Below are 26,979 nucleotides of genomic sequence, written 5' to 3' on the forward strand. Positions count from 1 at the left end.
CTTGTGCCAGATTGAAATCATCTAAGTAATTCGATTCAATCGGATACGAAGCAATGCATTTTTATTCTATTTATGAAAGTTTTCGTTTATAATAATACATAATACGTTCGTTGAATAACTGTAATTTTCCTTCTAATTTCTTCGCAAAAAATTTAGCCAGTTCATTTCCTTTGTTTTTATCTCCGTGTGTTGAAGCCTCCGGTAATGTAATTTGAATGAAGTATTGTTCATCATCTTCTGTTGTTCCTTTAGTACTTCCTACTCCAATTAGTAAATGCTGATAATTAGGATCTTTTCCTTTCAAATGCAGGTAGTTGCCGTTGTCGTCTTTTTTTTCTGTAATCAAGTAAGGAAAAGCATGACCGCTGTAGCTCCAATCGAGTTGTTCGCCGGTTTTCGAGGTTATTTCCTGATAATAATTCAGCAACTCATGTACTTCTTTCAATGAAATCGTCTGTTGGACACTTTCTTTCACTAAATGAATAAATGCGCTTTTTCCCATTTTTCCAACTCCTGTCATAAGTTTCTGCTTTTATGTTAGCACTTTCATCGTCTCCAGCTCAATAACATTTGTCACGTTTGAGGTAACTTTATGATGTAAAAAAGCCGAAAAGGCTTAATAATAAAAGGAGGAAAACTATGTATATGGAAAAATTGTATGATGAAATGGAACAGTCTAATGTCAGGTTTGTAGGATTCACTACTCAGGAAGGAAGGTATGACTTCGGTATTATCTATACCAGTCAATTTTTCGGAAAACCGTTGATTGTGTGCATGCAGACCGGACAATCTGCATTGTTCGACAGCGCAGACGTTAAAGATTTGGATTTCCTGCAAAAAAAATTCCGCCTTCCTAACAAGAGTGTAGCAGTAGATTTAGCGGCCTTTCTCGACGAAGTTGTACCTCCGGCAGAATTGATGGAAGCATCTTACGAGTGATATTGACCCCAGTTCGTTTACAGGATGAATATATTAGGAGAAGAAATATTAATGTGACATACTTTTTAGGCTTGATTTTTGAATTGTGTCATATTAAAATAAGAACATAACCTGAAAACGATTACAAAAATTCTTGTAAAGGAGCTGGATGTACAGATGGGTACAATTGTATGCCAAGATTGCCAAAGAATTATTGAACATTATGAGGATGAGAAGGTTTCAACTCTTTATAGTACTTGTCCGTCATGCAACCCGAAAGAGAAAAAATAAATTAGTGTGACATAATGAACCCCACCGGAAGAAGATCCGGTGGGGTTCTTTTTTTAAAAATGGTATAGCTATTTAAAGGCCCGATGCTCTTTTATGACACGGATGGTTTCAAGCGATTCATCCTCTGGCCCCTGTACAGGCAGCCCTGCTTCCAGGTTTTCCTGTATATAGGCCACATTCTCTTTTGTAATGATTTCGCCTGGAATAAAGATCGGAATTCCTGGCGGATAGATCATCAGTGATTCGGCGCTGATCCGTCCGATACCTTCGTCAAGAGCAACCACTTCAGTCTCCGAATAAAAGGCTTCCCTTGGCGATAAAGAAAGCAATGGGATTTCCGGTACTTTAACCTTGATCTCCTCATTCGCTTTCAGGACAGGGCGGCTGGATGCCAACTCTCTCAACGCATGTACCAGTACATCGGTCTCTTCTATTGAATCTCCTGGTGTTATTAGGCAGAGAATATTATATAAATCCGATAATTCGACTTCCAGGTTGTAATTCCGGCGCAGCCATACTTCAACATCATAACCTGTCAATCCCAACTCTTTTACAGAAATAATCAGCTTGGTAGGGTCATAATCGAAGGTGGCATCACTGCCGAGAATTTCTTTTCCCACGCAATAAAGGCCGGGCAGTTGATTGATTGCCTTGCGGGTACGTTCTGCCAGGATGATCGTCTGGTCAATCATCGCTTTTCCTTTTACAGCTAATTGCCGTCGTGCAGTATCCAGGGAGGCAAGCAGCAGGTAGGATGTTGAGGTAGTGGTCAACATGGACAATACTGCCTGAACGCGTTCATGGGACACCAGGCCTTCTTTTAAATTTAATACGGAACTCTGTGTCATCGAGCCGCCAAGCTTATGGACACTTGTTGCAGCCAGGTCAGCTTCTGCCTGCATGGCCGATAATGGGAGCTCATCATGAAAGTGAATATGGACACCATGTGCCTCATCTACTAGAACAGGTACGTCATAGGCATGTGCTACCTCTACAATTTTGCTTAAATCAGCAGCAATGCCGAAATAAGTAGGGTTGATAACGAGTACTCCTTTAGCGTCAGGGTGGGCTTCAAGCGCCCGGTTTACCGCCTCTGGCGTGATCCCGTGGGAAATACCTAACTGTTCATCCAGCTCAGGGTGAATGAAAATCGGGGTCGCACCTGAAAAAATGATCGCAGTGGTGACCGATTTATGAACGTTTCTTGGTACAATGATTTTATCTCCAGGATGGCAGACGCTCATAACCATGGTCATGATCGCCCCGCTGGTTCCTTGAACAGAGAAAAATGTATAATCAGCCCCGAACGCTTCAGCTGCAAGGTCCTGTGCTTCTTTGATGATGCCTTGCGGATGATGCAGATCATCCAATGGCTCGATATTGATCAGATCGATGGATAGAGCATTGTCACCGATAAACTGACGGAACGCTTCATCCATTCCTTTTCCTTTTTTATGTCCGGGAATATGAAATTGGATCGGGTTCTTTTCCGTGTGTGCTAACAAACCCGAAAACAATGGAGTTTTGTCTTGAGACAATCGCTACACCTCTTCATGAATTCGTATAAAACATTTGAATTATAGCAGATGCGGGGCAATGTGGCTAGCGTTTTTGCGGATATGGATATTAGTTGAAGCTGTATAGAGCTGTCATGATAGAATGTAAAAAAAGGAGGAGAATAAATGAATTGGGAAACAAGGGTCACAGATTTACTGGGAATTACATATCCGATCATCCAGGGCGGATTAGCACATCTCGCATACGCTGATCTTGCTGCAGCTGTTTCAGAGGCAGGTGGTCTGGGGCAGATCACTGCCATGAGTATGGAAGGGCCGGGACAGCTTACCGAGGAAATCCGGCGCGTCAAAAAGCTGACCGATCAACCATTTGGGGTCAATTTTGCCATCGGCCAGCACGGCAGGCCATTTGAGCGTATGGTACAGGTTGCTATCGATGAAGAGGTACCAGTTATTTCAGTAACAGGAGGGAACCCGAAGCCGGTACTCGAAATGGTGGAGGGCACCTCGATAAAAAAATTAGTGCTTGTCGCTGCCAGAAGACAGGCAGAGAAAGCAGAAGAGCTCGGCGCAGATGCCGTCATGGTCGTTGGTCATGAGGGGGGAGGACATATCGGCCGGGATGACATCGGGACGTTTGTACTTACTCCTCAAGTCGTGGATGCCGTAAACATTCCTGTCATTGCTTCCGGAGGCATTGGCGACGGCCGCGGCCTGATGGCTGCTTTAAGCCTTGGAGCGGAAGGAATTGAAATGGGCACGAGATTTATTGCTACAAAAGAATGTATCCATGCCCACGAAAAGTATAAGCAGGCATTGGTGGAAGCGGATGAGATGAGTACCACCGTGATAAAAAAATCTTTGAAAGCACCAGCGAGAGCCCTGAAAAATAAATGGACCGATGAAATTCTTCAATTAGAAACAGGCAGCCCAGGCTATGAAGGTTTGAAAACTTATATCAGCGGGGAAGCGAATAAGCGATATATTTATCAAGGCGAAATAGATAATGGTTTTGCCTGGGCTGGCCAGGTGGCAGGCAGAATAAAGGATGTGCCTTCCGTGCAAACTTTATTTACAGGTATGATTACGGAAGCAGAGGAAATCAGGAACGAGTGGAGCCAGTGAACGAAAGGAGTCATGAACATGAATTATACCTATCCAATTGACGAAACGTGGTCGAAACAGGAAATCATCGATGTTGTCAATTTTTATTCATTAGTGGAACAGGCGTATGAGAAAAGTGTAAAGCGCGATGAGTTGATGCTTGCCTATACCAGGTTCAAACAGATTGTCCCTTCCAAAAGTGAAGAAAAACAATTATGCGGCAAGTTCGAGAAAGAATCCGGCTACTCCTGTTACCGGACCGTGAAAAAAGCGAGAGAAATGGCAAACGGTGATAAGGTAAGTATGTAATTCTACTCCTTTATCTAATAAAAAAGTCTGACCCTATCCACACTGGTTTCAGGGTCAGACTTTTTTGTACTTTAACTTTAATGTGGTAATTTCAGGCCTGTTTTGCCATGCGATAAAGGGGCTCCAGAGTTTCGAAGGCGCCTTTGCATCGAGCAAGAAATTTATCGGGGTTTTTCAAAACAGGATCATTACGATCAATGTTCAGCCCGCAAAGCAGCTCAGCTTTTTTTACATTTTCCAGGCGATCAACCATTTCACTGAACTTTTCTTCCGTCAGATCTTTTTGAGAAATCGCCTCTGGTTTCATATGATCGATCGACCAGACGAAGTCTTCAGGTATTTCTTTTTGGATTTGATTGTCTTCTTTCTTGATGGCTTTTGCAAAGTCCTGTTTCACTGGACTCTCATAAATGACAGCGAACCAGGCGAACACATGCGTTTCCCATAATCCGATTTGAAAATGGGGAAGTTTTTTGTAACCACGGTTGCTGTTGGCGAGGGCGGCCCATGTATCATTAGGCGGGTTTTTGGTACGTCTTGCATGTTTCGCGACATGGACGAACATTTCATCTCCGGTCAATGCAGTAAGGTCGGGAGCCAGTTCCGTAGCTATCGCCTCGAGCTTCGGGGAAACCTGGGATTTCAAAACCTCCATACGTTCATCCAGACCGGGAATGCTGAAAACGTCAAAGTCTTTTTCTGTGAAACCATTGAATTGTTCCATTTATCATCAACTCCTAATCGTTCTGCTAGTAGAAAGTTTACCATAGTATGATTCATCTTCTAAATAATACGTTCTTTTGGTTTGAAACGCTGAAATTTTGGTTAAATAAAAGTAATAAAAACACATACCGAACCACCGAACTGCTCATATAAATAGACAAACGAGGGTTTATATAAGGGAGGGAAGAGCAGATGAAGCGTGTAATGGAAGCATTAAGGCGCCGTGAGGCTGAAGAGAGACTCCCCGTCATCCGATTGGAAATAGATTACGAATTGATGACGTTATATGATGCGATGATGGAGGAAGATGAAGAGCAGATAGCCAATAGTAAACAACGCTTGAATGAGTTGCGTACCGAACTTATCCAATGGATGGCATGAATAGAGCAGCTGATAAGTTGCTCTTTTTTTGTATATAATGAAATGAAGGTATTGTTTTAACTGGTTCCAGAGCGTGAAACCTGTTAAAAACTCTGTTAGGCTGAAACTATACAACAACTACGTATTTATGTAAAAGGGGTTCTCGTCATGGAAAAACAAGCAAGACAGCAGATTTTCGAACAGGCAAAAGCCTGGGTACTTGAAGCGGGTGAGCAAATCAGAAAGAAGATGGAACAGCCGTTTAAAATTGAAACGAAATCAAACCCGAATGATCTGGTTACAGAATTGGATAAGGAGACAGAAAAGTTTTTTGTAGAAAAAATACGCAATCATTATCCGCAACACCAGTTATTCGGGGAAGAAGGATTCGGTGATGATATCAAAACCCTCGATGGGACTGTATGGATTGTCGATCCGATTGATGGAACGATGAATTTCGTTCATCAAAAAAGGAACTTCGCTATTTCTATTGGAATATACTACGATGGCATCGGAGAAATCGGGCTGATTTATGATGTCATGGCCGATGTGCTTTATACAGCTATAAAGGGTGAAGGTGCATACAAAAATGATAAGCCATTAAAAAGACTGGAAGAGCCACAGGAATTGGAAAAATCAATTCTTGCCATCAATTCCTTTTGGGCACTCCGTAATAAACGAGTAGGTGAAGAAGGGATCCATCGATTGGTGGAAAAAGTAAGAGGCACCCGTTCCTTTGGTTCCGCTGCTCTGGAATTTGCTTTTGTCGCCGAAGGGATCATTGATGGATATTTGACGATGAGCCTGATGCCGTGGGATATCGCAGCGGGGATTGTCATAGTGGAAGAAGTCGGAGGTATCACTACACAGGCAGATGGTCAGCCGGTCAATATGCTGGAGAAAAATTCGATTCTGACTTCCCACAGGGACATCCATCAGGAAATCGTCAGTGAATATGTGGAATTAAAAATATAGTGACATCCGTGCTTGTAACTAGAAAAAGCTTGTAGAGAGACTTTGTTTCTACAAGCTTTTTTGTGTTTTTCGTGAGAAAATGTTCGCATTACAAAAGTTTTTTTCCTGCTCGCTCTCCTCTGAAAATAATAAAAAAGCTGCCGCAAAAAGCGACAGCACCATGAAATTTCACGATCGTTTTCTTTTTCCTGCAATCCCAAATCCCATAATAGCAAAGCCGAGAAGCAGAAAAAATCCTGCCAGCCAAAAGTTCCTCAATCCTAATGCAAATCCTACAAAAACGAAACAAAGGATAGCTAAAAAAGCGACGAACATCCTTTTCCAGTCTATTTTATTCATTCCAATCACCTCTTTTATATGTACCTAACCAGTATAGCGGACATTTCCTTTATTGAAAATGGTTGAATCAACAATGAAATCCTGAGATTTTCCTGTAGCGCCATTGCTTATTGTTTAGTATCATGGAGACAAGAGAGAACAAGGGGGAACATCATGAACGAGGAAAATATGTTGAACGTACCCAATGATCTTTGGCCAATTGCAGATATGTTCTTCCAAGGGCTGGGTGCAGAAGTGAATATGAATAATGAAGATGAAGTGGCCTTGTTATTCCGTGGCTTCTTTTTATTGTATTTGACAGTCGTCGCTCTTGCTATTATTACCTTCAAACTTGGTTTCGCCAGAAAACTGCCATTATTACAGAATATCATCGTCTATGGCGTCTTAGTAGTCGGTACTTTCTTTTTAACGCTTATTTTAGGATTGAACTTGCCAATTGCTGAAAGTCTGCTGGCATCCGCTATTGTATTGGGGATCTATCGTATCCGTCTCCACAGGGAACGGGAGTCCAGAAACGAGAGTTCATCATAATAAGGAGAGGTGAAGCGTATGCGCTCATTGCAAGATGCTGTATATAACTGGTTAACGATCAAGGTAGTGGCAGATCATCGTCCGGATGATACTTCTGCAAATGAAACCGCAGATTTCTTTTATGAGATGCTGCAAAGTGATCATCAGGTGAAAGAAATCGAGATCAATCGTGAAGATGAGTTATACCAGGTCACATGCCACACCTCAGAAGAAGTGCGTAAGCTTCGCTTTCCTTCCGAGCTGATTGAATTGATGCTTGTTCAAATCAAGGACGAACCTCATAAGTTCAAAAACTATTCATGAGAATATAGAAAAACCTGGCTTGTCGCCAAGTATTTATGGGGATAGCCTTAGTCTTTTCTTATACTAACCCATTAACTAAGGTGAACTTTCTTTACGTATAACAAAAGGCTGACCTTGATTAATAGGTCAGCCTCTTTGTTCTTCGTATGGGGTCAAGATAAATATTTTTCACTTTTGCGCTCTTTGTAGATGCGGAAATCACCGGTTGCCAGTCTTTTTTTCGTCTTTTCCCCAATACGTTCATGACAGCTTGGACACATGTAGGTAGTAAGACGGCGGTTTCTCAGCCGCTTCGCTTGCAGACAATTACTGTCGATGCTGTTTATTTCATCACATATTACGCATTGGACACGCATAGTTTCACCTCAGATAATCTTGATAACTATAATAGAAAAAGTATAACATAATCTATGACATGACGCATTTTTCTTATTGCTTCCATTCCACTATGGTTCAGAGTTCTTGTATTTTGCAAAGGAGGAGTCCGTATGGCGAACCAGGTAGAGCACCTGCTGAATGATACCCAATTTGAACTGCTGCAAAAGGAAACTTTTATGCTGTTGTCAACGTATAGTCAGGAAAATCAATCACCCATGGTGAATGCCATCAGCTGGGTATATGCGAAAGACAGGCAGTCACTATTGTTCGCGGTTGATAATCGATCAGTCATTGTCAGGAACATAAACACCTCTCCTAATGTCGTACTGACATTGATTGATGCCGAATCAACGTATTCAATCAAAGGGAGGGCGCTTATTCTTACTGAACGAATCGATGAAATTCCGTTGAAACTTGCTAAAATTGAAGTGGCCATTGAAGAGGTAAGGGATGTCATGTTTTATGGAGCAAAAATTTCTAAAGGCCCTGATTATGATAAAACCTATGATAAAGAGGCGGCAGCCAAGTTAGACCGCCAAGTGATGACAGCTTTACAGCAATAACCAAAAAAATGCTGTTTCAAATGATTTCAATAAGGGAAGGGTATCTACAGAAGACCAAGAAAGGATGATTTCTTTTGAAGAAAAGATGGATTTTTTCAACGGTTGGTGCACTAGGCGCTGGCACTTTAGCTTATATGCTGAAAGATGAAGAACGTCGCGGACAATGGAAAGGAAAAGCACAGTCGCTTTTCTCGAAATCCGAAGGAAGCGATTTACCGGTAGAAGCTGCTGGTAATCCGCAGGAAGACAATCATGAAAATACTAAAATGGTATCTGAAGGCTCCCAGTTTGGAGTTCAGTATTATAATGAACTGACGGAAAAAGAACGGGAAATACTTGAAAAAGCAAACAGCTAAATCCTGAAAAGGATTTAGCTGTTCTTTTTTCGGTTAAGGTGTTCGTTGGATTGTTCCTCTTCTACTTCATTGAGTTTTTGTTCCTCTTGTTCCGGAACAGACTCTTTATTTGGATCAGGTTCATCCGCGCGGTCATCATCGATCGGCATTTCTGGCATGTAACGCCCGACAATAGCACTTAACTCTTCTGTGACTGCCTGGATTGGATGGCCTTCTCGAAGCTTGTTGCTCAATTGACGGATTCTCTCGGCCCCATCAGCATCAGCGACGACTACCGCCCGTTTACCGAATGGATCGTGTTTCAAGGATTCACCGACAGAGTATTTGATCGTTCCGACGCGTGATCGGTCAAGTTCTTTATCTACATCAATACCGACAACCACATAAGGTCCAAGCACGATTGCCGTAGCGTCATGTACATTCGGGACTTCTGTTGCCAATTTAGCCAGGTGCTCTGCAGCTTGCTGGTTTGTTTTTTCTTTCTTTTCCATTGGATCGGAATCTTTTACCAATAATGGTTCGGAACCTTCTCCTTCCTGGTGCAGCGTCTCTGGATCTTCACTTTGACATCCGGAAATCACCAGTAAAGCGGTTAATAATAATGTAGTAAGGATGGGTTTTTGCATCGTAAGTTCACCTACTTTTTTTACTAGGGTTTGTCAGGTCGTCTATCCTTATGCATCCAAACATATAAATGAGGTAAGAACCCTTGGAACCATTCATCCTAATATAGGAGGCGTACCTTTTGGAAAAAATCTATGTCCTGGATACCAACGTACTGCTGCAGGATCCAAACTCGATTTATACCTTTGAAGATAATGAAGTGATCATACCAGCTGTGGTTTTAGAAGAAGTGGACACGAAAAAAAGAATCATGGAAGAAATTGGGCGTAACGCAAGGCAGGTGTCCCGCATCATCGACCGGCTGCGCGGAAAAGGCGAATTGCATAAAGGGATTCTGCTTCGTAATGGGGGTAAACTAAAAATTGAACTGAATCACCGCTCGTATCAGAAGATGGAAGAAATATTTGTAGAAAAAACGAATGATAACCGGATACTCGCGGTTGCCCACAACCTCCACGAAGAAGAAAAACAAAAGAAAAATGGAAAGCAGGTTATCTTAGTGTCAAAGGATATGCTGATGCGGGTGAAAGCGGACGCTATGGGCATTCCAGCGGAAGACTATTTGAATGAGCGGGCGATCCACAAAGATGAAATTTATGCAGGTTTCGTAGAACTGTATGCAAGTAAGGAAACGCTGGATCGTTTTTATAAGGAAAGTCAACTGGCGATTCAGGAATTGACGCTTTCCTATTATCCTAACCAATTTTTTATTATCAAAAACCGAGCGAACCCTTCCCAGTCAGCGATGGGGATTGTCGATCACAACGGAGTGTTGAAACCTTGTAAATTTTCAAATGAACATGTATGGGGGATTAAACCGAGGAATGCCCAGCAGGTGATGGCACTTGAATTGCTGTTAAGAAGGGATATCCCACTGGTGACATTGACAGGGAAAGCGGGGACAGGAAAAACCTTACTGGCACTTGCAGCCGGGTTGATGCAAATCGAAGACCTCGGACTTTATAAAAAGATGCTCGTTGCGCGCCCGATTGTACCGCTTGGTAAAGACCTTGGCTATTTGCCGGGAGAGAAAGATGAAAAGCTGAGACCGTGGGTTCAACCGATTTATGACAACCTGGAACATTTGTTCAACGTTAAAAAGCCGGGAGAATTGGATGGTATCCTGTCAGGGCTTGGCTCTATCCAGGTCGAAGCCCTTACTTATATCCGCGGGAGAAGCATACCGGATCAGCTGATATTGATTGATGAGGCACAGAACCTCACCAGACATGAAGTGAAGACGATTCTGACGAGGATTGGGGAAGGCAGCAAGATCGTACTTTTGGGGGACACCCAGCAAATCGATCATCCTTATCTGGATGAATATAACAATGGTCTCATGCACGTAGTTGAAAAATTCAAACACCATACGTTGAGCGGGCATGTGAAGCTTATCAAAGGAGAACGTTCGCCGCTGGCCCAACTTGCAGCCGACTATTTGTAAAGTGCTGCAAAAAAAAGCTGACTGGGAGGATGTCCAGCATACCTGCCCAGCCAGCTTTTTCGCATTACGTAGTTAACGGAAAATGATTTTTTTAACGCCTTTGATCGGTTCATCTTTATTACTGGCATCTTCCCAATATAGATGAAGCGGACCATCCTCTTTCAAAGGGCGGCCTTCTACTGAAAATAACGCAAGTGCCTGACGCATCTGTTCCACAGTCACTTCCACATCACCATGAGTCGTTTCTAATGTCACGCCGCTTAGGTCATTGGCAGGCTCGCTTGTAGAGATAAAAGGTTTTAAATCCATTAAATATGTCTCTTTTAGGATTTTTTCTCTCTCAAAACGGGAAATACTTCTATTAACTGGCGGATCGATCTTTTGTTGATAAATCTCCCGGTCCCACCGCATGGAAGCCTTCTGGAGTTCATCCTCTTCTTCCTGTTCCTTTTCGCCGGTCCCGAAAGCTTCATCATAGGTTACTTTGCGGTCATCAAAGATCCACACGGTCGGATCAAGGGTAATTGGGTATTTTACATTTCCTGCTATTTGAACAATCATGGCAAGGGCCACCTTTCAATAAAATAATCACCATAATTCAGAATAGCAAAAAATCGCAATCATTGCACCCGAAGGAGGTCATTTAAGTGGCAAAAAACTTGACGAAAGAAACACTGGAAGATTGGTTAGAAAACGTAAGGCCGCTCGCGCATGACGGGAAAGTGGCTGATTATATCCCAGCGCTTGCCAAACAGGATCCAGAGGAGCTAGCTGTAGCGGTATATGATCTGGACGGGGAGTGTATCAGCGCAGGCAACCTGGAATGTTGTTTCACACTCCAAAGTATTTCAAAGGTAATCTCGCTTGCACTGGCACTGATGGATAATGGGGAAGACTTTGTTTTCGACCGAGTCGGGATGGAACCGACAGGAGACCCTTTCCATTCCATCTATCGTCTGGAGCAGCATGCCCCATCTAAGCCATTAAACCCTATGATCAATGCCGGAGCCCTGGCTGTAACCAATATGATCCATGGAGCTACCCCGGATGAGAAGGTGGGCAGGCTACTCAGCTTTATTCATGAAATGACGGACGATCAGTCGATCCGGTACAACGAAGAAGTTGCCGAATCCGAGTTCAAAACCGCTTACCTGAACCGGTCGCTCAGTTATTACATGAAGCAGCACGGGGTAATCGAAGGCAGTGTAGAGGACACATTGGACGCTTATACGAAGCAATGTGCTATCGAGGTCAACATCCAGCACCTGGCACGTATTGGCGCTATATTTGCTAATGAAGGAAAAGATCTCGACTCGGGGAGACAGATTCTCCCAAGACACTTAGCGCGTATATGTAAAACTTTTATGGTGACATGTGGCATGTATGATGCATCCGGTTCCTTTGCCATACGCGTAGGTATACCTGCAAAAAGCGGCGTATCAGGAGCTGTAGTCGGAGCGGTTAATGGCTATGGCGGCATTGCCGTCTACGGGGCAGCCCTTGATGAGAAAGGGAACAGCGTTGTCGGACTGAAACTTCTGGAACTTCTCGCCAACCGTTATGATTTATCCATTTTTTAAACTTGGCTGACCAAATTGCCTTTAGTTCTATTGATTTTCAGTAATAGCTCCCAATAGCTGAAGACTCAGTTTCGAGATGGTTGGGGCCGTTACCATGAGCGGAATGGAATGGTCCGGGAAACAACTCGCTTTCCTGCGGGGGACCTGGCAAGCTTCCTCGGGCTAAAGCCCTGCGGGATCTTGCCTAGACCCTTCTCCCGCGGGAGTCTCGCCGTTTCCCTCCCCATCCAGCCAGTTTTGTATTAAACGGACCCTTCACAAAGAGAAAGAATGTAGCTGAAATCTTCATCCTGAGGCATTTTACAAAGGATGAGAGGCATTAAAATCTTCAATCATAGGACAGTTTTCTTCGGCTGATTTTGAGAACTTCCCACGGCAAGGGGGCGTAGGGAAACGGTGAGACTCCTGTGGGAGCTGAGTGATAGATGAGGCCCCGCAAGGCGAAGCCTGAGGAGACTCAGCACACGCCCACGGAAAGCGAATCGTTTCCCGCAGCCCCTTACCTCCATCAATATCTCGAAATCGAGTCTTCCACAATTCGGCCAAATAGGTGAATAAGCCATTGTATAAGACAACAGCACTTTTATAAGCGCCATCAAACTAAAAGCATGAGGTGGTAAAAACGAGACTCCCCGTAAATTTTCCCCTTGACTCATTTATTACAGAATAGTAATTGTATGTTGTAATGGTGAAAATATATCTTATGTTGCAATTTATCGGGACAGACGATAATATATTAAATAGAAGTCTGTTATTGGAGGGGATGTTGATGTTATCTGATCTGGCTGTGGATCATCGCGAAAAAGCCTATGCCCTTCTCAAGGCTGATGCAGATAAGATCTTAAAGTTAATCAAGGTTCAAATGGATAATTTGACCATGCCACAGTGTCCGCTATATGAAGAGGTTTTAGATACACAAATGTTCGGGTTATCCCGTGAAATCGATTTCGCGGTACGCCTTAACCTGGTTACCGAGGAAGAAGGCAAAGCCTTGCTGGATAACTTGGAACAACAGTTGAATGTATTACATGAAGCTGCACAGAAATCTTGATATATAAGCTCAAATTGCGACAGCTAATGTTGTAATTTGGGTTTTTTTATATCATTCACAGTCACTGCGAAAGAACAAATATAAAATTACTTATGGTGTAAAGAAGGATTTTTACGACGAATCTAGTAAAATATTATAGAGGGATGAAACATGATGCGACAAAAATTGAAAAATATCGACTTTACCTTATTTATTATTCCTATTCTGCTGACGGGCTTTGGCGCTGTAATGATTTACAGTGCCAGCATGGTTTATGCCCCGGTAGTACTGGACACTTCAAGTTACCACTTTTTGAAGAAGCAGCTGATGTGGGGGACAATGGGACTCATGGTCATGATGTTTTTTACCATATTTCCATATCGCCATCTGCAAAGAATGACCAAAATAATTGTCTTAGCGATGATTGCCCTGTTAGGGGGGCTGTTCTTATTCGGGAAAAATGTTAACAATTCTGTTTCCTGGTATGACCTGGGAGTGATGAGCTTCCAGCCGGCTGAATTTGTAAAAATAGGCCTGATCATATACTTGTCTTCCGTTTATGCCAAGAAACAGCAGTATATTGGTGAGTTTGGCAGGGCTGTAATTCCCCCGTTGATTTTGACAAGCTTGATCCTCGGTCTTATTCTTCTTCAGCCTGACATTGGGACAGCGGCGATTATCGGATTGATTGCCAGTTTCGTTATCGCAAGCTCCGGTATCAAAGGGAAACATATCGCTCTTTTGGTCGGTGTTACATTTGCATTCATCCTTGTGGCTGCCCCTCAGATGGTAACGGAAGAACGCCTGGCGAGATTTTCGGGTGCCTTCAGCCCATTCGAAACGCCGGATGGAGATGGCTACCACCTGATCCAATCCTATGTAGCAATCGGCACAGGAGGCCTTTTCGGGGAAGGGCTGGGGCAGGGAGTTCAAAAACTTGGCTACCTCCCTGAACCACATACTGACTTTATTATGGCCGTCATCGCAGAGGAATTAGGGTTTATCGGTGTAATCATTGTTGTGGGATTAATAGGCGGATTGGTGTTACGGGGGTTGTACATATCCAGACGGTGCAAGGATACTTTTGGGGCACTGCTCGCCCTGGGTATTTCCGCAATGATTGGCATCCAGGCATTCATCAACCTGGGGGCCATGTCAGGGATGCTCCCCATCACTGGTGTCCCCCTGCCTTTTGTCAGCTATGGAGGTTCCTCGCTGGTAATCATGATGATTTCAGTCGGTATATTGAATAATGTCGCACTTACAGTCAGGGTAAAAGAAGAGCAGAACACTACAGCCCGGCAGCCATTACCAGTGAATGAAAGTAATCAAAACACCAGCAATCAACTAGAACGACAAGGAGTGAGGTCATGACTGAAACCAAGAAAATCAACAAAGTTTTAGTAGCTAATCGCGGGGAAATCGCTATCCGGGTTTTTCGTGCCTGTACCGAATTGAATATTCGTACTGTGGCTGTTTATTCGAAAGAAGATACCGGTGCGTTCCACCGTTACAAAGCGGATGAAGCATATCTTGTCGGTGAGGGCAAAAAGCCGATTGATGCGTATTTAGACATTGAGGGCATCATTGAAATAGCCAAAAATGTCGGGGTAGATGCCATTCACCCCGGGTATGGATTCTTGTCAGAAAACATTGACTTTGCTCGTCGCTGTGAAGAAGAAGGCATCATTTTCATTGGGCCAAGCAGTGAACACTTAAATATGTTCGGGGATAAAGTCAAAGCACGTGATCAGGCGGTACAAGCCGGTATTCCTGTCATTCCAGGGAGTGACGGCCCGGTTTCAAGCTTTGATGAAGTAAAAGAATTCGGCGAGAAACATGGCTATCCGATCATCATTAAAGCAGCATTAGGAGGAGGCGGCCGCGGTATGCGGATCGTACGTAATCCTGATAATGTCCATGAAGCCTACGACCGTGCCAAATCAGAAGCAAAGGCCGCTTTTGGAAATGATGATGTCTATGTTGAACGGTTGATAGAGGAACCGAAGCATATCGAAGTTCAGATTTTGGGTGATATCGATAAAAATATCGTCCATTTATATGAACGGGACTGCTCTGTCCAGCGTCGCCATCAAAAAGTAGTCGAAGTAGCACCAAGCGTGTCTCTGACGGACCAGTTACGGGAAGAAATCTGTGACGCTGCAGTGAAATTGATGAAGAACGTAGACTATATCAACGCCGGGACTGTGGAATTTCTTGTCACAGATAACGAATATTTCTTTATTGAAGTCAATCCACGGGTTCAGGTAGAGCATACCATTACGGAATTGATTACCGGGGTTGACATTGTACAGACCCAGCTCAAAATAGCAGAAGGTTATTCGCTGCATGAGGACTATGTAGGTATTCCTGAACAATCAGAAATCCGCACCCATGGGTATGCGATTCAGTCCCGAGTGACTACAGAGGATCCATTGAATAACTTCATGCCAGATACAGGTAAAATCATGGCATACCGCTCCGGTGGCGGTTTCGGTGTCCGGCTGGATGCAGGAAACGGCTTCCAGGGTGCTGTCATTTCTCCATACTATGACTCTTTACTTGTTAAGGTTTCCACTTGGGCGCTTACCTTTGATCAGGCAGCTAAAAAGATGGTGCGTAATCTGAGAGAGTTCAGAATAAGAGGAATCAAAACGAATATTCCTTTCCTGGAGAATGTCATCCAGCATAACCAATTCCTGTCGGGAGAATATAATACGACATTCATCGATCGTTCCCCTGAATTGTTCGTGTTTCCAAAGCGGAAAGACCGTGGTACGAAAATGCTTAATTATATCGCGGACAAGACTGTCAACGGTTTTGAAGGAGTCGAAAATAAAAAGAAACCAGTATTTGAAAAACCTAGGATTCCAAAAGTCAGATATTCAGAGCCAATACCTGAGGGTACCAAACAGGTTTTGGATCATCAGGGCCCGGAAGGATTGGCAAACTGGCTGAAAGACCAAAAAGAGGTATTGCTGACAGACACCACATTCCGGGATGCCCATCAGTCTTTACTGGCTACAAGGGTCCGCACCAAGGATTTGGATATGATTGCAGAACCGACCGCGCGTCTGTTGCCTGACTTGTTTTCCGTTGAAATGTGGGGAGGAGCTACCTTTGACGTGGCATCCCGATTCCTGAAAGAAGATCCATGGCAGCGTTTATTGAAACTGCGGGAAAAAATGCCGAATGTATTGTTCCAGATGCTTTTACGGGCCAGCAATGCAGTCGGATATAAAAATTACCCGGACAACCTGATTCGGGAGTTTGTGGAAAAGAGTGCAACAGCTGGTATTGATGTCTTCCGGATCTTTGACAGTCTCAACTGGATCGATGGAATGAAGCTTGCAATCGATTCTGTCCGTGAAAATGAAAAAGTGGCAGAAGCAGCTCTTTGTTATACTGGAGATATTTTGGATTCCTCAAGACCGAAATATGATTTAGACTATTACGTTCGTATGGCGAAGGAATTACAAAATGCCGGAGCCCATATCCTTGGTATCAAAGATATGGCAGGACTGTTGAAACCGGAGGCTGCTTATCAACTTGTCTCCAGCTTAAAGGACTCGATCGATATACCGATCCACCTTCATACCCATGATACGAGCGGCAATGGTATTTTCACCTATGCCCGTGCAGTGGAGGCTGGAGTGGATGTTGTTGATGTAGCCACAGGCTCCATGGCAGGCTTAACCTCTCAGCCGAGCGCAAACAGTCTCTATTATGCACTGGAGAGCAATGACCGTAAGCCGAATGTCGACATCAAAGCATATGAGGAGTTAGGACATTACTGGGAAGATATCCGCAAATATTATTTCGATTTTGAAAGTGGCATGATGTCCCCGCATACGGAAGTGTACGAGCATGAAATGCCAGGCGGCCAATACAGTAACCTGCAGCAGCAGGCTAAAGCAGTGGGCCTTGGCGATCGCTGGGATGAAGTCAAGAAGATGTATCGGAGAGTTAACGATATGTTTGGAGACATTGTCAAAGTTACACCTTCCTCCAAGGTTGTCGGAGATATGGCCCTTTTCATGGTACAGAATGACTTGACCGAAGACGATGTCTACGACCAGGGAGATTCACTGGCATTTCCTGACTCAGTCGTGGAGTTCTTCGAAGGATATCTGGGGCAGCCCTATCAAGGTTTTCCTTCCGAACTTCAGCGCATCGTGCTGAAAGGCAGAAAACCGATTGAGGTACGCCCTGGTGAATTATTGCCTCCAGTAGATTTCAAGGAACTGCGGGATACGCTGTTCCATTCACTCGACCGTCAAGTGACCAGTTTTGATATGATCACTTATGCCCTTTACCCTAAGGTATTCATGGATCATCATCGCTTTTATGAGCAATACGGTGACATGTCCGTACTGGATACACCAACATTCTTCTATGGTATGCGTCTGGGAGAAGAAATCGAGGTGGAGATCGAACAGGGTAAGACATTGATTGTGAAGCTGGTTTCCATCGGCGAAGCCCAGGCTGATGGGACACGGACTGTCTACTTTGAACTGAACGGACAGCCACGTGAAGTGGTCGTTAAAGATCACAGCATCAAAGCAGCAGTCGAGGAACGGCCTAAAGCTGATAAAACCAATGAAAAGCATATCGGAGCAAGTATGCCCGGAACGGTCATTAAAGTCCTTGCTGAAAAAGGGGAAAAGGTTGAAAAAGGCGACCATTTGATGATAACCGAGGCAATGAAGATGGAAACGACTGTCCAGGCACCATTCGCCGGGCAGATCAAAGATATCTATGTCAAAAATAATGGTGCTATCCACGTAGGGGATTTATTGATTGAATTTGAATAATTGGTAACAATAAGGGCTGGCCGCTGCATATTCAATGGCCAGCCTCAACTATGGAAATAAAACTGAAAGTAAAAAAGAGGAAACATGTTTGTTACAATTTTGTTCAATTTGTAGTATTAACAGCATTGAAATGTAAAAAACACTTGCAAATGAGGCTGTTGTTTGCTAGAAATATATAGGGGATAATTATTGTGATAAATTCGTAAAACCCCTGTTGCATAAGGGTTTTCAGCGGAATAAGGTAGAAGGTGGGAAAGCTTACCTGCCTTTTATTTTATTATGGAGGCTGTTTTCACAAATTTGTCACATTTCGTATAAAAAAGCGTGATTAAATAGATTGAAAATAAATTCCATGATACAATGGCGTTGATGCCCCACGGGCTATGTAAAGGCTGATTAGCCTATATAGACCTTTTTGATATACCACCCGAAAAAACACAGCTTCCATAAATGTCGAACAATTGTTTTATGAGGGAGGTAGAAGGAGGAAGATAAACTGATGAATAATACAAGAACAGTCGAAGCTTCATCGTCTCAAGTCATTAACCATTCGACTGTCAGCAAATCATCACTTTGGGCTGATATCATGAGTCTGATCAAAATCGGGATCATCAATTCCAATTTGATTACGACATTCGCTGGTTTTTGGCTGGCCATCTACTTTACCGGGTCATCCTTCACAGCTCATTGGGCGACATTTTTGCTTACGATGGCCGGATCTGCTGCGATCATAGCGGGCGGCTGTATCCTCAACAACTGGTATGACCGGGATATTGATCCAATTATGACCAGGACGAAAACCCGCCCGACCGTAACAGGAACTATCTCCCTGTCTCACATAAGGAATATGGGGATCGTAGTTTCCGCCCTCGGCTTTCTACTATTGTTATTTACTACAATCGAAGCAGCGCTTCTTGGTGCCTTCGGATGGTTTGTATATGTGTACCTTTACACGATGTGGTCTAAAAGAAGATATACAATTAACACGGTGATCGGCAGTTTCTCCGGTGCGGTTCCTCCGCTCATTGGCTGGGCAGCAATTGAACCTGGTCTTCGCTTAGAAGCTCTTATCCTGTTTCTGATCATGTTCATATGGCAGCCCCCACACTTCCTGGCATTGGCTATGAAGAAAAAGGAAGAATATAAAGCAGCCAATATTCCGATGCTACCAGTAGTTCACGGTTTCGGGATCACCAAGCGTCAGATGGTTGTCTACGTGGCTTGTCTATTGCCTTTGCCAATCTATCTAGCTTCTTTAGGTTCCATTTTCATGATAGTAAGCAGTTTGCTGACTGCAGGCTGGTTAGTACTAGCAATCGCAGGTTTTAAAATGAAGGACGATATCAAATGGGCGACATGGATGTTCCTTTATTCCTTGTTATATTTGACAATTATCTTCCCATTGATGGTCATCGTCACATTACCATATTAATATAATCGGATGCAGGTTTAACCGCCTTCATCCGGTTATTAAATAAAAGTAAAGCTAAAAAGAGAAAGAGAGGTAGTATTCATGAAAGGATGGATGGGAAAATTCCGTGCTCTGTTCATGCTCGGATCGCTCTCCTTAATCCTGTCAGGCTGCGGAGTTGAAAAATTAAGCGCGCTTAAACCTGCAGGGTATGGAGCGGAACTGTTATACGATTTGATGATTCTTAGTATCGCAATCATGATCTTTGTATTCATCGTCGTAATGGCCATTTATACTTTTGTTCTGATTCGTTACCGTCGGAAAAAGGGCCAGGAGGATTATATCCCCAAACAAACAGAAGGTAACAAAGTTCTTGAAATTATCTGGACAGTCATTCCGATTATCCTATTGTTAGTGTTAGCGGTACCAACAGTTCAGGCTGTCTTCGATTTGGCTGAAACATCTTCAGATAAAGCTGATATCAGAATCGATGTAACTTCAGCTCAGTTCTGGTGGCAGTTTGACTATGCTGGTGAGGAGATTTCTACCAGTCAGGATCTTTATATCCCTAAAGGGAAACGCGTATACTTAACGATGAAGTCTGCTGACGTCATCCATTCCTTCTGGGTACCATCGATTGCAGGTAAAATCGATACCAACCCAGGAGATAATGAAAACACGATGTATCTTGAAGCAAATGAAGAAGGCGTTTACTGGGGACAATGTGCTGAATTGTGCGGTCCATCCCATTCACTGATGGATTTCCGTGTCGTTGTAGTAAGCCCGGAAGAGTATGAGCAATGGGTGAAGGACATGAAGAATGCGGACCCAGAGGCTAAGCCGGAAACAACAGTTGCTCAAGAAGGACAGAAAATCTTCCAAAACAACTGCATGAGTTGTCATGCAATCGGTGCACAGCCTAAAGGCGTAGGTCCTAACTTGACCAATTTTGGTGATCGTTCCAAAGTTGCCGGTATTTTAGAGCCTACAAAAGAAAACATCGTGGATTGGATTTTGAATCCGAATGAACATAAACCTGGTAACTCTATGCCGCCAAACCTGGTCAACAAAGAAGAAGCTGGCAAGGTTGCTGAATACCTGATGCAATTGAAGCCATCAGAAATAACACCTGAAGACGCAAAATAAATAAATAAATGAATGATGAGATAGGAAAGAAGTTTAGAGGGAGGTTAAAAGCGTGAGTACTGCAGTAGCGCAAAAGAAAGGCTTCGGCGCTTTTATCTGGGATTACCTGACTACCGTCGACCATAAGAAAATCGCACATTTATACTTGGTCTCGGGCGGCTTGTTTTTCCTAATGGGCGGTTTAGAAGCAATGATTATCCGGATCCAACTGATGAAACCGGACAACGAATTCATCAGTGCCGGTCTTTACAATGAAATGATTACGATGCATGGTACAACTATGATCTTTCTGGCAGCCATGCCATTATTATTCGCTTTAATGAATGCCGTCGTACCATTACAAATTGGTGCCCGTGACGTAGCATTCCCGTTTCTTAACTCTTTAGGTTTTTGGTTGTTCTTTTTCGGGGGTGTCATTCTTAACTTTTCCTGGTTTATGGGTGGCGCACCTGATGCTGGGTGGACAGCATATGCTCCATTATCCACTACATCTCCTGGCCATGGGGTAGACTTCTACGTCATAGGCTTACAGATTTCTGGTGCCGGAACCTTAATTGGTGGTATCAACTTCCTGGTAACGATCGTCAATATGCGTGCACCCGGTATGAGTTACATGCGTATGCCATTGTTCACCTGGACGATATTTGTAACAAGTACATTGATTTTATTTGCATTTCCGGCATTGACTGTCGGTTTGTTCCTGATGATGTTCGACCGCATGTTCGGTTCTGTTTTCTTTGATGTTGCAGCAGGTGGTAACGTCATTATCTGGGAGCACTTATTCTGGATTTTTGGACACCCGGAAGTATATATTCTGATTCTTCCTGTATTTGGTGTCTTTAGTGAAGTTTTCGCTACTTTTTCAAAAAAACGCCTTTTCGGTTACTCTGCGATGGTTTTCGCGACCGTATTGATTGGTTTCTTAGGTTTCATGGTGTGGGCGCACCACATGTTCACAACAGGTATGGGGCCAGTAGCCAACTCGATTTTCGCAGTTACCACTATGGCGATTGCTGTACCGACAGGCATTAAGATATTCAACTGGTTATTCACGATGTGGGGCGGATCGATTAAAATGACCTCCGCTATGCTTTGGTCGGTTGCATTCATTCCGACGTTCACGATCGGCGGTATGACTGGTGTCATGCTTGCTGTAGCAGCAGCCGACTATCAATATCATGATACTTACTTTGTTGTAGCTCACTTCCACTACGTAATTGTCGGTGGTGTCGTATTCGGTATTTTTGCCGCTCTCCATTATTGGTGGCCGAAGATGTTCGGTAAAGTGTTGAACGAAAAACTGGGAAAATGGGCGTTCTGGCCATTTTTCATCGGTTTCCATTTGACATTCTTCATTCAGCACTTCCTTGGTCTGATGGGAATGCCTCGACGTTACTGGAAGTTCCTTGAAGGTCAGGGTCTTGCTACTGGTAACCTGATCAGTACGATCGGTGCTTTCTTCATGGCCCTTGGGGTCATCATTTTCCTTTGGAATGTCATCTACACAGCAGTTAAAGAGCCGAAAGCATCTGCCGATCCATTTGACGGCCGTACGCTTGAATGGTCTATTGCATCACCACCGCCGTTCTATAACTTTAAGCAGACACCTTTGGTACGTGGATTAGATGCACTATGGATCGAAAAATCAGAAGGTAAGAAGGGAATGACTCCAGCTGAGCCGCTTGGAGACATCCATATGCCTAACGGATCCATCTTACCGTTTGTCATGTCATTCGGCCTTTTCATTGCTGGATTCGGCTTTATCTATCAAGTCGATAATCCTGTCTGGTTATCTCTTGTATTCATCGGTATGGGTATTTTGTTAGGTGCCATGTTCGTACGTTCAGTCAAAGACGATCTTGGCTATCATATCCATAAAGAAGATTTAGAAAAGGGGGATGGCCAGCTATGAGTAACGAAGATATTTTAAATCCGAAACAAATGCCCCGGGAACCGGAAAAAGCCACCCTTGAAGGCAAGAACAAATTTATTGGGTTCTGGTTCTTCCTTGGTGGAGAAACCGTTCTGTTCGCAAGTCTTTTCGGAACTTTCCTGGCACTGAGAAATTCAACAGCCGGCGGACCTGGTACTGAAGAGCTGTTCGGACTTGAGCTCGTATTTATCATGACAATGCTTCTTCTGACAAGTTCTTTGACAAGCGTGTATGCTATGTATCATATGAAGAATAATGACTTCGGCAAGATGCAGGTATGGCTTGGCGTAACGGTCGCCCTTGGTCTTGCTTTCTTAGGCGGTGAACTATACGAGTTCAATCACTATATACACGAGTATGAGTTCACTTTCCGTTCTTCTGCATTAGGATCATCTTTTTATACGCTTGTAGGTTTTCATGGAGGACACGTACTTTTCGGTCTTCTATGGATTGTTACCTTGATGGTGAGGAATGCTAAGCGTGGTCTGAATCTTTACAATGCTCCTAAGTTTTATATCGCCAGCTTATACTGGCACTTCATTGACGTCGTTTGGGTATTCATCTTTACAGTTGTCTACCTAATGGGAAAGGTGGGTTAATCCATGACAAAAGACACCAATTCCACACATCATAACGAGTTTGAAAAAGCTGAACATAAAGATGAAATGAAACATCAGGTAATCAGTTTTGCGATGATGATTATTTTTACTATCGCAGCTTTCGCTGTAGTAGCTACCGATGCTATCGGTAAATATTTTACCATTCCGATTATCCTGTTATTGGCGCTTGTCCAGGTCATCTTTCAGCTTTATTATTTCATGCATCTGAAAAATAAAGGTCATGAAATGCCTGCATTGATGATTTATGGCGGCATCGCAGTTGCGTTTATGACAATTCTTACTTTCACAACGATTATTTGGTGGTAAAGAAGCAGATAAGAAGAGGTCGGAGCACTATGTTCCGGTCTCTTTCTTCAATTCATGCAAAGTTTTGTCGCTTTTGTGAATTTTTCTGAGCTTTGGATTTAATAGTCGAGAATTTCGCCAGCTTACGTTAAAATAGGTTATATCATGACCAATATGGAGTGAACGTTTATGTGGTTAGAATTGCAGATTTTCGGATTCCGTGCGATGTGGAGTCCTTATTACTTCTTGTTTTTATTGTTAGTGGCGGGTATCTATTTCTATTTGACTGGTCCTGGCCGGCATAGATTCACAAAAGAAGGGCGTCCGTCAGGCAAACAGCAAGCTATGTTCTATACAGGGTTAATCGTCTTATACATCATCAAGGGCTCCCCGATTGATTTATTAGCCCATATCGTCTTTACAGCTCATATGACACAAATGGCGCTTTATTACTTGTTATTCCCGATTTTGATCATAAAGGGAATACCGAAGTGGATGTGGGAGAAACTGTTTAATCTTGCGGTAGTACGTCCGGTGTTATTGCTATTGTCTAAACCCTTGATTGCTATATTGCTTTTCAATGGCCTGTTTTCATTGTATCACCTGCCAGCTGTATTCGATTATGCTAAAACAGGGGAGTTTGTACACGCCGGAGTTACCATCGTCATCTTAATAACGGCATTTTTAATGTGGATGTCTGTTTTTCCTCCGTTGGAAGAATTGGACCGGCTAAGTGAAATCATGAAAATCGGCTACATCTTTGCCAATGGTGTGCTGATTACGCCAGCTTGTGCCTTGATTATCTTTGCCGAGGCACCTATGTATGCGACATTTACAGAAGGCGGGCCATGGGTACAGGCTTTAAGTCTTTGTGTTCCCCAGGATGTACTGAATGGTATGTCAGGGCTGAAGATGAGTGGCCCGGAACTATTTTCCCCGCTTTCTCTGTTAGATGACCAGCAGACAGCTGGAATCATCATGAAAGTGGCACAGGAAATCATTTTCGGTACAATCATCGCTAAAATATTTTTTACCTGGTTCAACAAAGAACGGGATGTCATTGATCCGTTACCAGCTAATGCTCAACAGGATTCCTGATGACTATAAAGCTTTCCTGATTTATCAGGAAAGCTTTTATATTAAATCGGATGCTTGTCTAAATCAGAGATCTTTATTAGTATGAAAGAGAATCAGGATATTGCTTGAAGGGAATGAACGTCCATGCTTTTGTTACCTGCGATCAGCACCTTTTTTATTGCTCTCAGCGGAACACTAGTAGCAATCGGCTGGGTGTTGATTGTAAAAGGGCATCCCCAGCGTCACAGACAAGTGATGCTGGCTGCGGCAATCAGTGCGCTTTTATTTTTTATCATTTATTTGACCAGAACCATCCTGGTAGGGAATACCAGCTTTGGAGGACCTGAAAACGTAGAACAATACTATACCATTTATATGATTTTTCACATAATCCTCGCTACTACAGGAGCGATATTCGGTATAGTTACATTAAGGCTCGCTCTGAAACGTAAAATCGCTAAACACCGGAAGATAGGACCGATCACAAGCGTTATTTGGTTTTTTTCAGCTGTCACTGGGGTCATCGTTTATTTCCTTTTATACATCATCTATGAACCTGGTGAAACGACAAACGTTTTCCGAGCTATTTTCGGTTTCTAAATAAGGGGTCGCATGAAGTCATCACCGATTTCATGCGATTTTTTTCTAACCGGGGAACGAGGAGTGGAGGGATTTGATGAACATTGAAACGGAACGATTACATATTCGGGCATTTACCATTGAAGATGCTCAGCTGCTGATAAAAAATAAACGTAAGTTTTTTCTGGAAAAAGACGTCCGTTATAATGAAGATTGGCCGAGTGATGGTCTCCTGGCCTGGCTTCCTTTATATACAGAGTCTCTTGCCGAGGATTGTCAGGAACCGGGTTTCGGCCCCTGGTATATCACGATGCGGTTCAGCCCTGTGTTAATAGGAGATGTGGGCTTTAACCCAGTATCCAACCATGAAGGACAAAGGGAAATAAGTTATTCGGTCGTAGCGGCGGAACAGGGGAAAGGGTATGCACAGGAAGCCGTAAGCGCACTTACAGCCTGGGCATTCAACCAGCATATCTCTTTGATTACAGCTCAGTGTGACCGGTATAACACCCCGTCCCTCCGAGTGTTGAAAAAATGCGGATTCAGGCTCCATGGAAAAGAGGGGGATATTTTATTGTTCAAGAAAGAGAGGAACCGACATGAGTGATGTAAAAAAAGTTTCTGCCAGTGAATATGATACGTGTTTGCAATTAGGTGAAAATGCTTTTAATTATAAGCTGACCGAAGAGCAAATCAAAGATAGAAAATGGCAAATGGATAAACAGGATATATTTACGGTACAGGAAGGTGATCGACTGGCGGCAAAACTACACCTTCTTCCATTACAAATATTCCTGAATGAAAAGAAAATTGATATAGGAGGGATAGCTGGGGTAGCGACCTGGCCAGAGCATCGCAGAAAAGGCTATGTCGGAAAATTGATGAAAAAAGCATTGAATGTCATGCGGGAGCAGGGTTATGCTTTATCGTTACTTCATCCGTTCTCCATACCATTTTATCGTAACTATGGATATGAGCTGACGCAGTACGCCTATACGTATCAGGGGCGCATTTCCAATTTGATCGTCAGCCAGCCTTCTTGCGAAGGAAAGCTGGTTCGTTTGAAAAAAGAGGAGGCGTCAAGCCTGTTGAACGATGTTTATGAAAAGGCAGCTTCCGCTTATACATTGATGCTGGTCCGAGAACCATGGTGGTGGGAGCGGCGCGTGCTTTCCGATGACACTCAAATCATCGCGTATGAAGCACAAGGCCAAATTGAGGGGTATATCCTGGCTGAAATGAAAAAAGACCGTTTGGTCATTGAGGAATTCATTTATCATACCCATTCTGCATTTCAAGCCTTACTTCAATGGATGAAAAATCATGATTCCATGACTGAACAAGTGGAAATTTCCATGCTGCCTGGCGATTTAGATGCCTTCCATTTTGCGAACCCACGTTTTAAAGAAATAAAACAGCCCTATTTCATGGCCAGAATCGTGGACATTGAGAATTTCTTCAGTCTCTATCCCTTTTCTGCTCCCTTAGCTGATACTCCCTTGAACCTAAAGATAGTCGATAAATATGCGCCATGGAATGATGGGGTATGGCAATGTATCCCGAATAAAGAAGGTATGGTGGTTGAGCAGACAAGCGATGAGGCAGATCTAGAAACCGATGTAAAGACACTGGCAGCTCTGCTTTTAGGCAGCCTGACGGTAGATAAAGCTGTCTTTATGGAAAAATTAACGGGAGATCCAGACAATCTTGAGCGCTTATCCGGATGGATACCGAATAATCAACCGGCATTTCTCGACTTTTTCTAGAGA

General features: G+C 43.4%; 31 protein-coding genes. 24 read left to right on the plus strand and 7 right to left on the minus strand.

Features of this window, described 5'->3' with window-relative positions; all coding sequences use genetic code 11:
• Nucleotides 1-70 precede the first annotated feature (70 nt).
• Nucleotides 71-502, minus strand: a complete 432-nt coding sequence (locus tag P855_RS0105540; protein WP_028782627.1) for a DUF1885 family protein — start codon at nt 500-502, stop codon at nt 71-73.
• A 137-nt stretch (nt 503-639) separates the two neighbouring features.
• Here P855_RS0105540 and P855_RS0105545 point away from each other — a divergent pair, with 137 nt between their 5' ends.
• Entirely contained in the window at nt 640-939 is a 300-nt protein-coding gene (locus tag P855_RS0105545; protein WP_028782628.1) for a DUF3055 domain-containing protein, read from the plus strand.
• Between the two features lie 156 nt (nt 940-1,095).
• The gene (locus tag P855_RS21735) at nt 1,096-1,209 is read left to right on the plus strand and encodes a GapA-binding peptide SR1P (RefSeq protein ID WP_084315628.1); all 114 of its coding nucleotides are present in this window, start codon (nt 1,096-1,098) and stop codon (nt 1,207-1,209) included.
• 68 nt (nt 1,210-1,277) lie between these two features.
• On the opposite strand, the gene P855_RS0105550 is transcribed toward P855_RS21735, so the two are convergent.
• Complete coding sequence (locus tag P855_RS0105550) at nt 1,278-2,747, minus strand: aminotransferase class I/II-fold pyridoxal phosphate-dependent enzyme (protein WP_028782629.1); 1,470 nt, start codon at nt 2,745-2,747, stop codon at nt 1,278-1,280.
• 144 nt (nt 2,748-2,891) lie between these two features.
• Here P855_RS0105550 and P855_RS0105555 point away from each other — a divergent pair, with 144 nt between their 5' ends.
• Complete coding sequence (locus tag P855_RS0105555; RefSeq protein WP_028782630.1) at nt 2,892-3,851, plus strand: NAD(P)H-dependent flavin oxidoreductase; 960 nt, start codon at nt 2,892-2,894, stop codon at nt 3,849-3,851.
• 18 nt (nt 3,852-3,869) lie between these two features.
• Nucleotides 3,870-4,139: a UPF0223 family protein gene (locus tag P855_RS0105560; protein ID WP_028782631.1), complete on the plus strand. Its 270-nt coding sequence runs from the start codon at nt 3,870-3,872 to the stop codon at nt 4,137-4,139.
• Between the two features lie 91 nt (nt 4,140-4,230).
• Here P855_RS0105560 and P855_RS0105565 read toward each other — a convergent pair whose 3' ends face one another.
• On the minus strand, nt 4,231-4,863 hold the full coding sequence (locus tag P855_RS0105565; protein ID WP_028782632.1) for a YktB family protein: 633 nt from the start codon (nt 4,861-4,863) through the stop codon (nt 4,231-4,233).
• Nucleotides 4,864-5,054: 191 nt separating this feature from the next.
• Between P855_RS0105565 and P855_RS0105570 the strand changes: the two genes are divergently transcribed.
• A complete protein-coding gene (locus tag P855_RS0105570; RefSeq protein ID WP_028782633.1) occupies nt 5,055-5,243 on the plus strand; it encodes a hypothetical protein in 189 nt (62 codons plus the stop codon).
• A gap of 147 nt (nt 5,244-5,390) precedes the next feature.
• Nucleotides 5,391-6,197, plus strand: a complete 807-nt coding sequence (locus tag P855_RS0105575) for an inositol monophosphatase family protein (protein WP_028782634.1) — start codon at nt 5,391-5,393, stop codon at nt 6,195-6,197.
• Nucleotides 6,198-6,365: 168 nt separating this feature from the next.
• Here P855_RS0105575 and P855_RS22245 read toward each other — a convergent pair whose 3' ends face one another.
• A complete protein-coding gene (locus P855_RS22245; protein ID WP_161628812.1) occupies nt 6,366-6,536 on the minus strand; it encodes a DUF5325 family protein in 171 nt (56 codons plus the stop codon).
• 153 nt (nt 6,537-6,689) lie between these two features.
• Between P855_RS22245 and P855_RS0105585 the strand changes: the two genes are divergently transcribed.
• Both P855_RS0105585 and P855_RS0105590 read left to right on the plus strand, forming a co-directional pair.
• Nucleotides 6,690-7,067, plus strand: a complete 378-nt coding sequence (locus tag P855_RS0105585; protein WP_028782635.1) for a YlaH-like family protein — start codon at nt 6,690-6,692, stop codon at nt 7,065-7,067.
• 18 nt (nt 7,068-7,085) lie between these two features.
• Entirely contained in the window at nt 7,086-7,370 is a 285-nt protein-coding gene (locus P855_RS0105590; RefSeq protein ID WP_028782636.1) for a hypothetical protein, read from the plus strand.
• Nucleotides 7,371-7,522: 152 nt separating this feature from the next.
• On the opposite strand, the gene P855_RS21740 is transcribed toward P855_RS0105590, so the two are convergent.
• Complete coding sequence (locus P855_RS21740) at nt 7,523-7,726, minus strand: YlaI family protein (protein ID WP_084315629.1); 204 nt, start codon at nt 7,724-7,726, stop codon at nt 7,523-7,525.
• Between the two features lie 132 nt (nt 7,727-7,858).
• On the opposite strand from P855_RS21740, the gene P855_RS0105595 reads away from it, so the two are divergent.
• Together P855_RS0105595 and P855_RS0105600 are read left to right on the plus strand one after the other, a co-directional pair.
• On the plus strand, nt 7,859-8,311 hold the full coding sequence (locus P855_RS0105595) for a pyridoxamine 5'-phosphate oxidase family protein (RefSeq protein ID WP_028782637.1): 453 nt from the start codon (nt 7,859-7,861) through the stop codon (nt 8,309-8,311).
• Between the two features lie 74 nt (nt 8,312-8,385).
• On the plus strand, nt 8,386-8,667 hold the full coding sequence (locus P855_RS0105600; protein WP_028782638.1) for a hypothetical protein: 282 nt from the start codon (nt 8,386-8,388) through the stop codon (nt 8,665-8,667).
• A gap of 14 nt (nt 8,668-8,681) precedes the next feature.
• Here P855_RS0105600 and P855_RS0105605 read toward each other — a convergent pair whose 3' ends face one another.
• Entirely contained in the window at nt 8,682-9,293 is a 612-nt protein-coding gene (locus P855_RS0105605; RefSeq protein ID WP_028782639.1) for a YhcN/YlaJ family sporulation lipoprotein, read from the minus strand.
• Between the two features lie 119 nt (nt 9,294-9,412).
• Here P855_RS0105605 and P855_RS0105610 point away from each other — a divergent pair, with 119 nt between their 5' ends.
• A complete protein-coding gene (locus tag P855_RS0105610) occupies nt 9,413-10,735 on the plus strand; it encodes a PhoH family protein (protein ID WP_028782640.1) in 1,323 nt (440 codons plus the stop codon).
• Between the two features lie 72 nt (nt 10,736-10,807).
• On the opposite strand, the gene P855_RS0105615 is transcribed toward P855_RS0105610, so the two are convergent.
• Nucleotides 10,808-11,296, minus strand: a complete 489-nt coding sequence (locus P855_RS0105615) for a hypothetical protein (RefSeq protein WP_028782641.1) — start codon at nt 11,294-11,296, stop codon at nt 10,808-10,810.
• Between the two features lie 86 nt (nt 11,297-11,382).
• Between P855_RS0105615 and glsA the strand changes: the two genes are divergently transcribed.
• From glsA to P855_RS20570, 13 genes are all read left to right on the plus strand, one after another.
• Nucleotides 11,383-12,315: a glutaminase A gene (glsA, locus tag P855_RS0105620; protein ID WP_028782642.1), complete on the plus strand. Its 933-nt coding sequence runs from the start codon at nt 11,383-11,385 to the stop codon at nt 12,313-12,315.
• Between the two features lie 769 nt (nt 12,316-13,084).
• Nucleotides 13,085-13,366, plus strand: coding sequence for a YlaN family protein (locus tag P855_RS0105625; protein ID WP_028782643.1), 282 nt, complete (start codon nt 13,085-13,087; stop codon nt 13,364-13,366).
• A gap of 153 nt (nt 13,367-13,519) precedes the next feature.
• Nucleotides 13,520-14,719 (plus strand): putative lipid II flippase FtsW, encoded by a 1,200-nt coding sequence (ftsW, locus tag P855_RS0105630; RefSeq protein WP_028782644.1) that lies wholly within the window; start codon nt 13,520-13,522, stop codon nt 14,717-14,719.
• Nucleotides 14,716-18,159 (plus strand): pyruvate carboxylase, encoded by a 3,444-nt coding sequence (pyc, locus tag P855_RS0105635; protein WP_028782645.1) that lies wholly within the window; start codon nt 14,716-14,718, stop codon nt 18,157-18,159. Before ftsW ends, pyc begins: the two co-directional genes overlap by 4 nt.
• Nucleotides 18,160-18,658: 499 nt before the next feature.
• On the plus strand, nt 18,659-19,591 hold the full coding sequence (gene cyoE, locus P855_RS0105640) for a heme o synthase (protein ID WP_028782646.1): 933 nt from the start codon (nt 18,659-18,661) through the stop codon (nt 19,589-19,591).
• 81 nt (nt 19,592-19,672) lie between these two features.
• Nucleotides 19,673-20,716, plus strand: a complete 1,044-nt coding sequence (gene coxB, locus P855_RS0105645) for a cytochrome c oxidase subunit II (RefSeq protein WP_028782647.1) — start codon at nt 19,673-19,675, stop codon at nt 20,714-20,716.
• A 52-nt stretch (nt 20,717-20,768) separates the two neighbouring features.
• Nucleotides 20,769-22,628 (plus strand): cytochrome c oxidase subunit I, encoded by a 1,860-nt coding sequence (gene ctaD / locus P855_RS0105650; RefSeq protein ID WP_028782648.1) that lies wholly within the window; start codon nt 20,769-20,771, stop codon nt 22,626-22,628.
• Nucleotides 22,625-23,248 (plus strand): cytochrome (ubi)quinol oxidase subunit III, encoded by a 624-nt coding sequence (locus tag P855_RS0105655; RefSeq protein ID WP_028782649.1) that lies wholly within the window; start codon nt 22,625-22,627, stop codon nt 23,246-23,248. Before ctaD ends, P855_RS0105655 begins: the two co-directional genes overlap by 4 nt.
• Nucleotides 23,249-23,251: 3 nt before the next feature.
• Nucleotides 23,252-23,575 carry a cytochrome c oxidase subunit IVB gene (ctaF, locus tag P855_RS0105660; protein WP_028782650.1) on the plus strand — a complete coding sequence of 108 codons (324 nt, stop codon included), beginning with the start codon at nt 23,252-23,254 and terminating at the stop codon, nt 23,573-23,575.
• 168 nt (nt 23,576-23,743) lie between these two features.
• Nucleotides 23,744-24,652, plus strand: a complete 909-nt coding sequence (ctaG, locus tag P855_RS0105665) for a cytochrome c oxidase assembly factor CtaG (protein WP_028782651.1) — start codon at nt 23,744-23,746, stop codon at nt 24,650-24,652.
• 123 nt (nt 24,653-24,775) lie between these two features.
• On the plus strand, nt 24,776-25,231 hold the full coding sequence (locus P855_RS0105670) for a DUF420 domain-containing protein (RefSeq protein ID WP_028782652.1): 456 nt from the start codon (nt 24,776-24,778) through the stop codon (nt 25,229-25,231).
• 76 nt (nt 25,232-25,307) lie between these two features.
• On the plus strand, nt 25,308-25,817 hold the full coding sequence (locus P855_RS0105675) for a GNAT family N-acetyltransferase (RefSeq protein ID WP_028782653.1): 510 nt from the start codon (nt 25,308-25,310) through the stop codon (nt 25,815-25,817).
• Nucleotides 25,810-26,976, plus strand: coding sequence for a GNAT family N-acetyltransferase (locus P855_RS20570; RefSeq protein ID WP_051353101.1), 1,167 nt, complete (start codon nt 25,810-25,812; stop codon nt 26,974-26,976). Before P855_RS0105675 ends, P855_RS20570 begins: the two co-directional genes overlap by 8 nt.
• Nucleotides 26,977-26,979 lie beyond the last annotated feature (3 nt).

The organism is Thalassobacillus devorans MSP14 (assembly GCF_000496835.1).
Lineage (GTDB): Bacteria > Bacillota > Bacilli > Bacillales > Halobacillaceae > Thalassobacillus > Thalassobacillus devorans_B.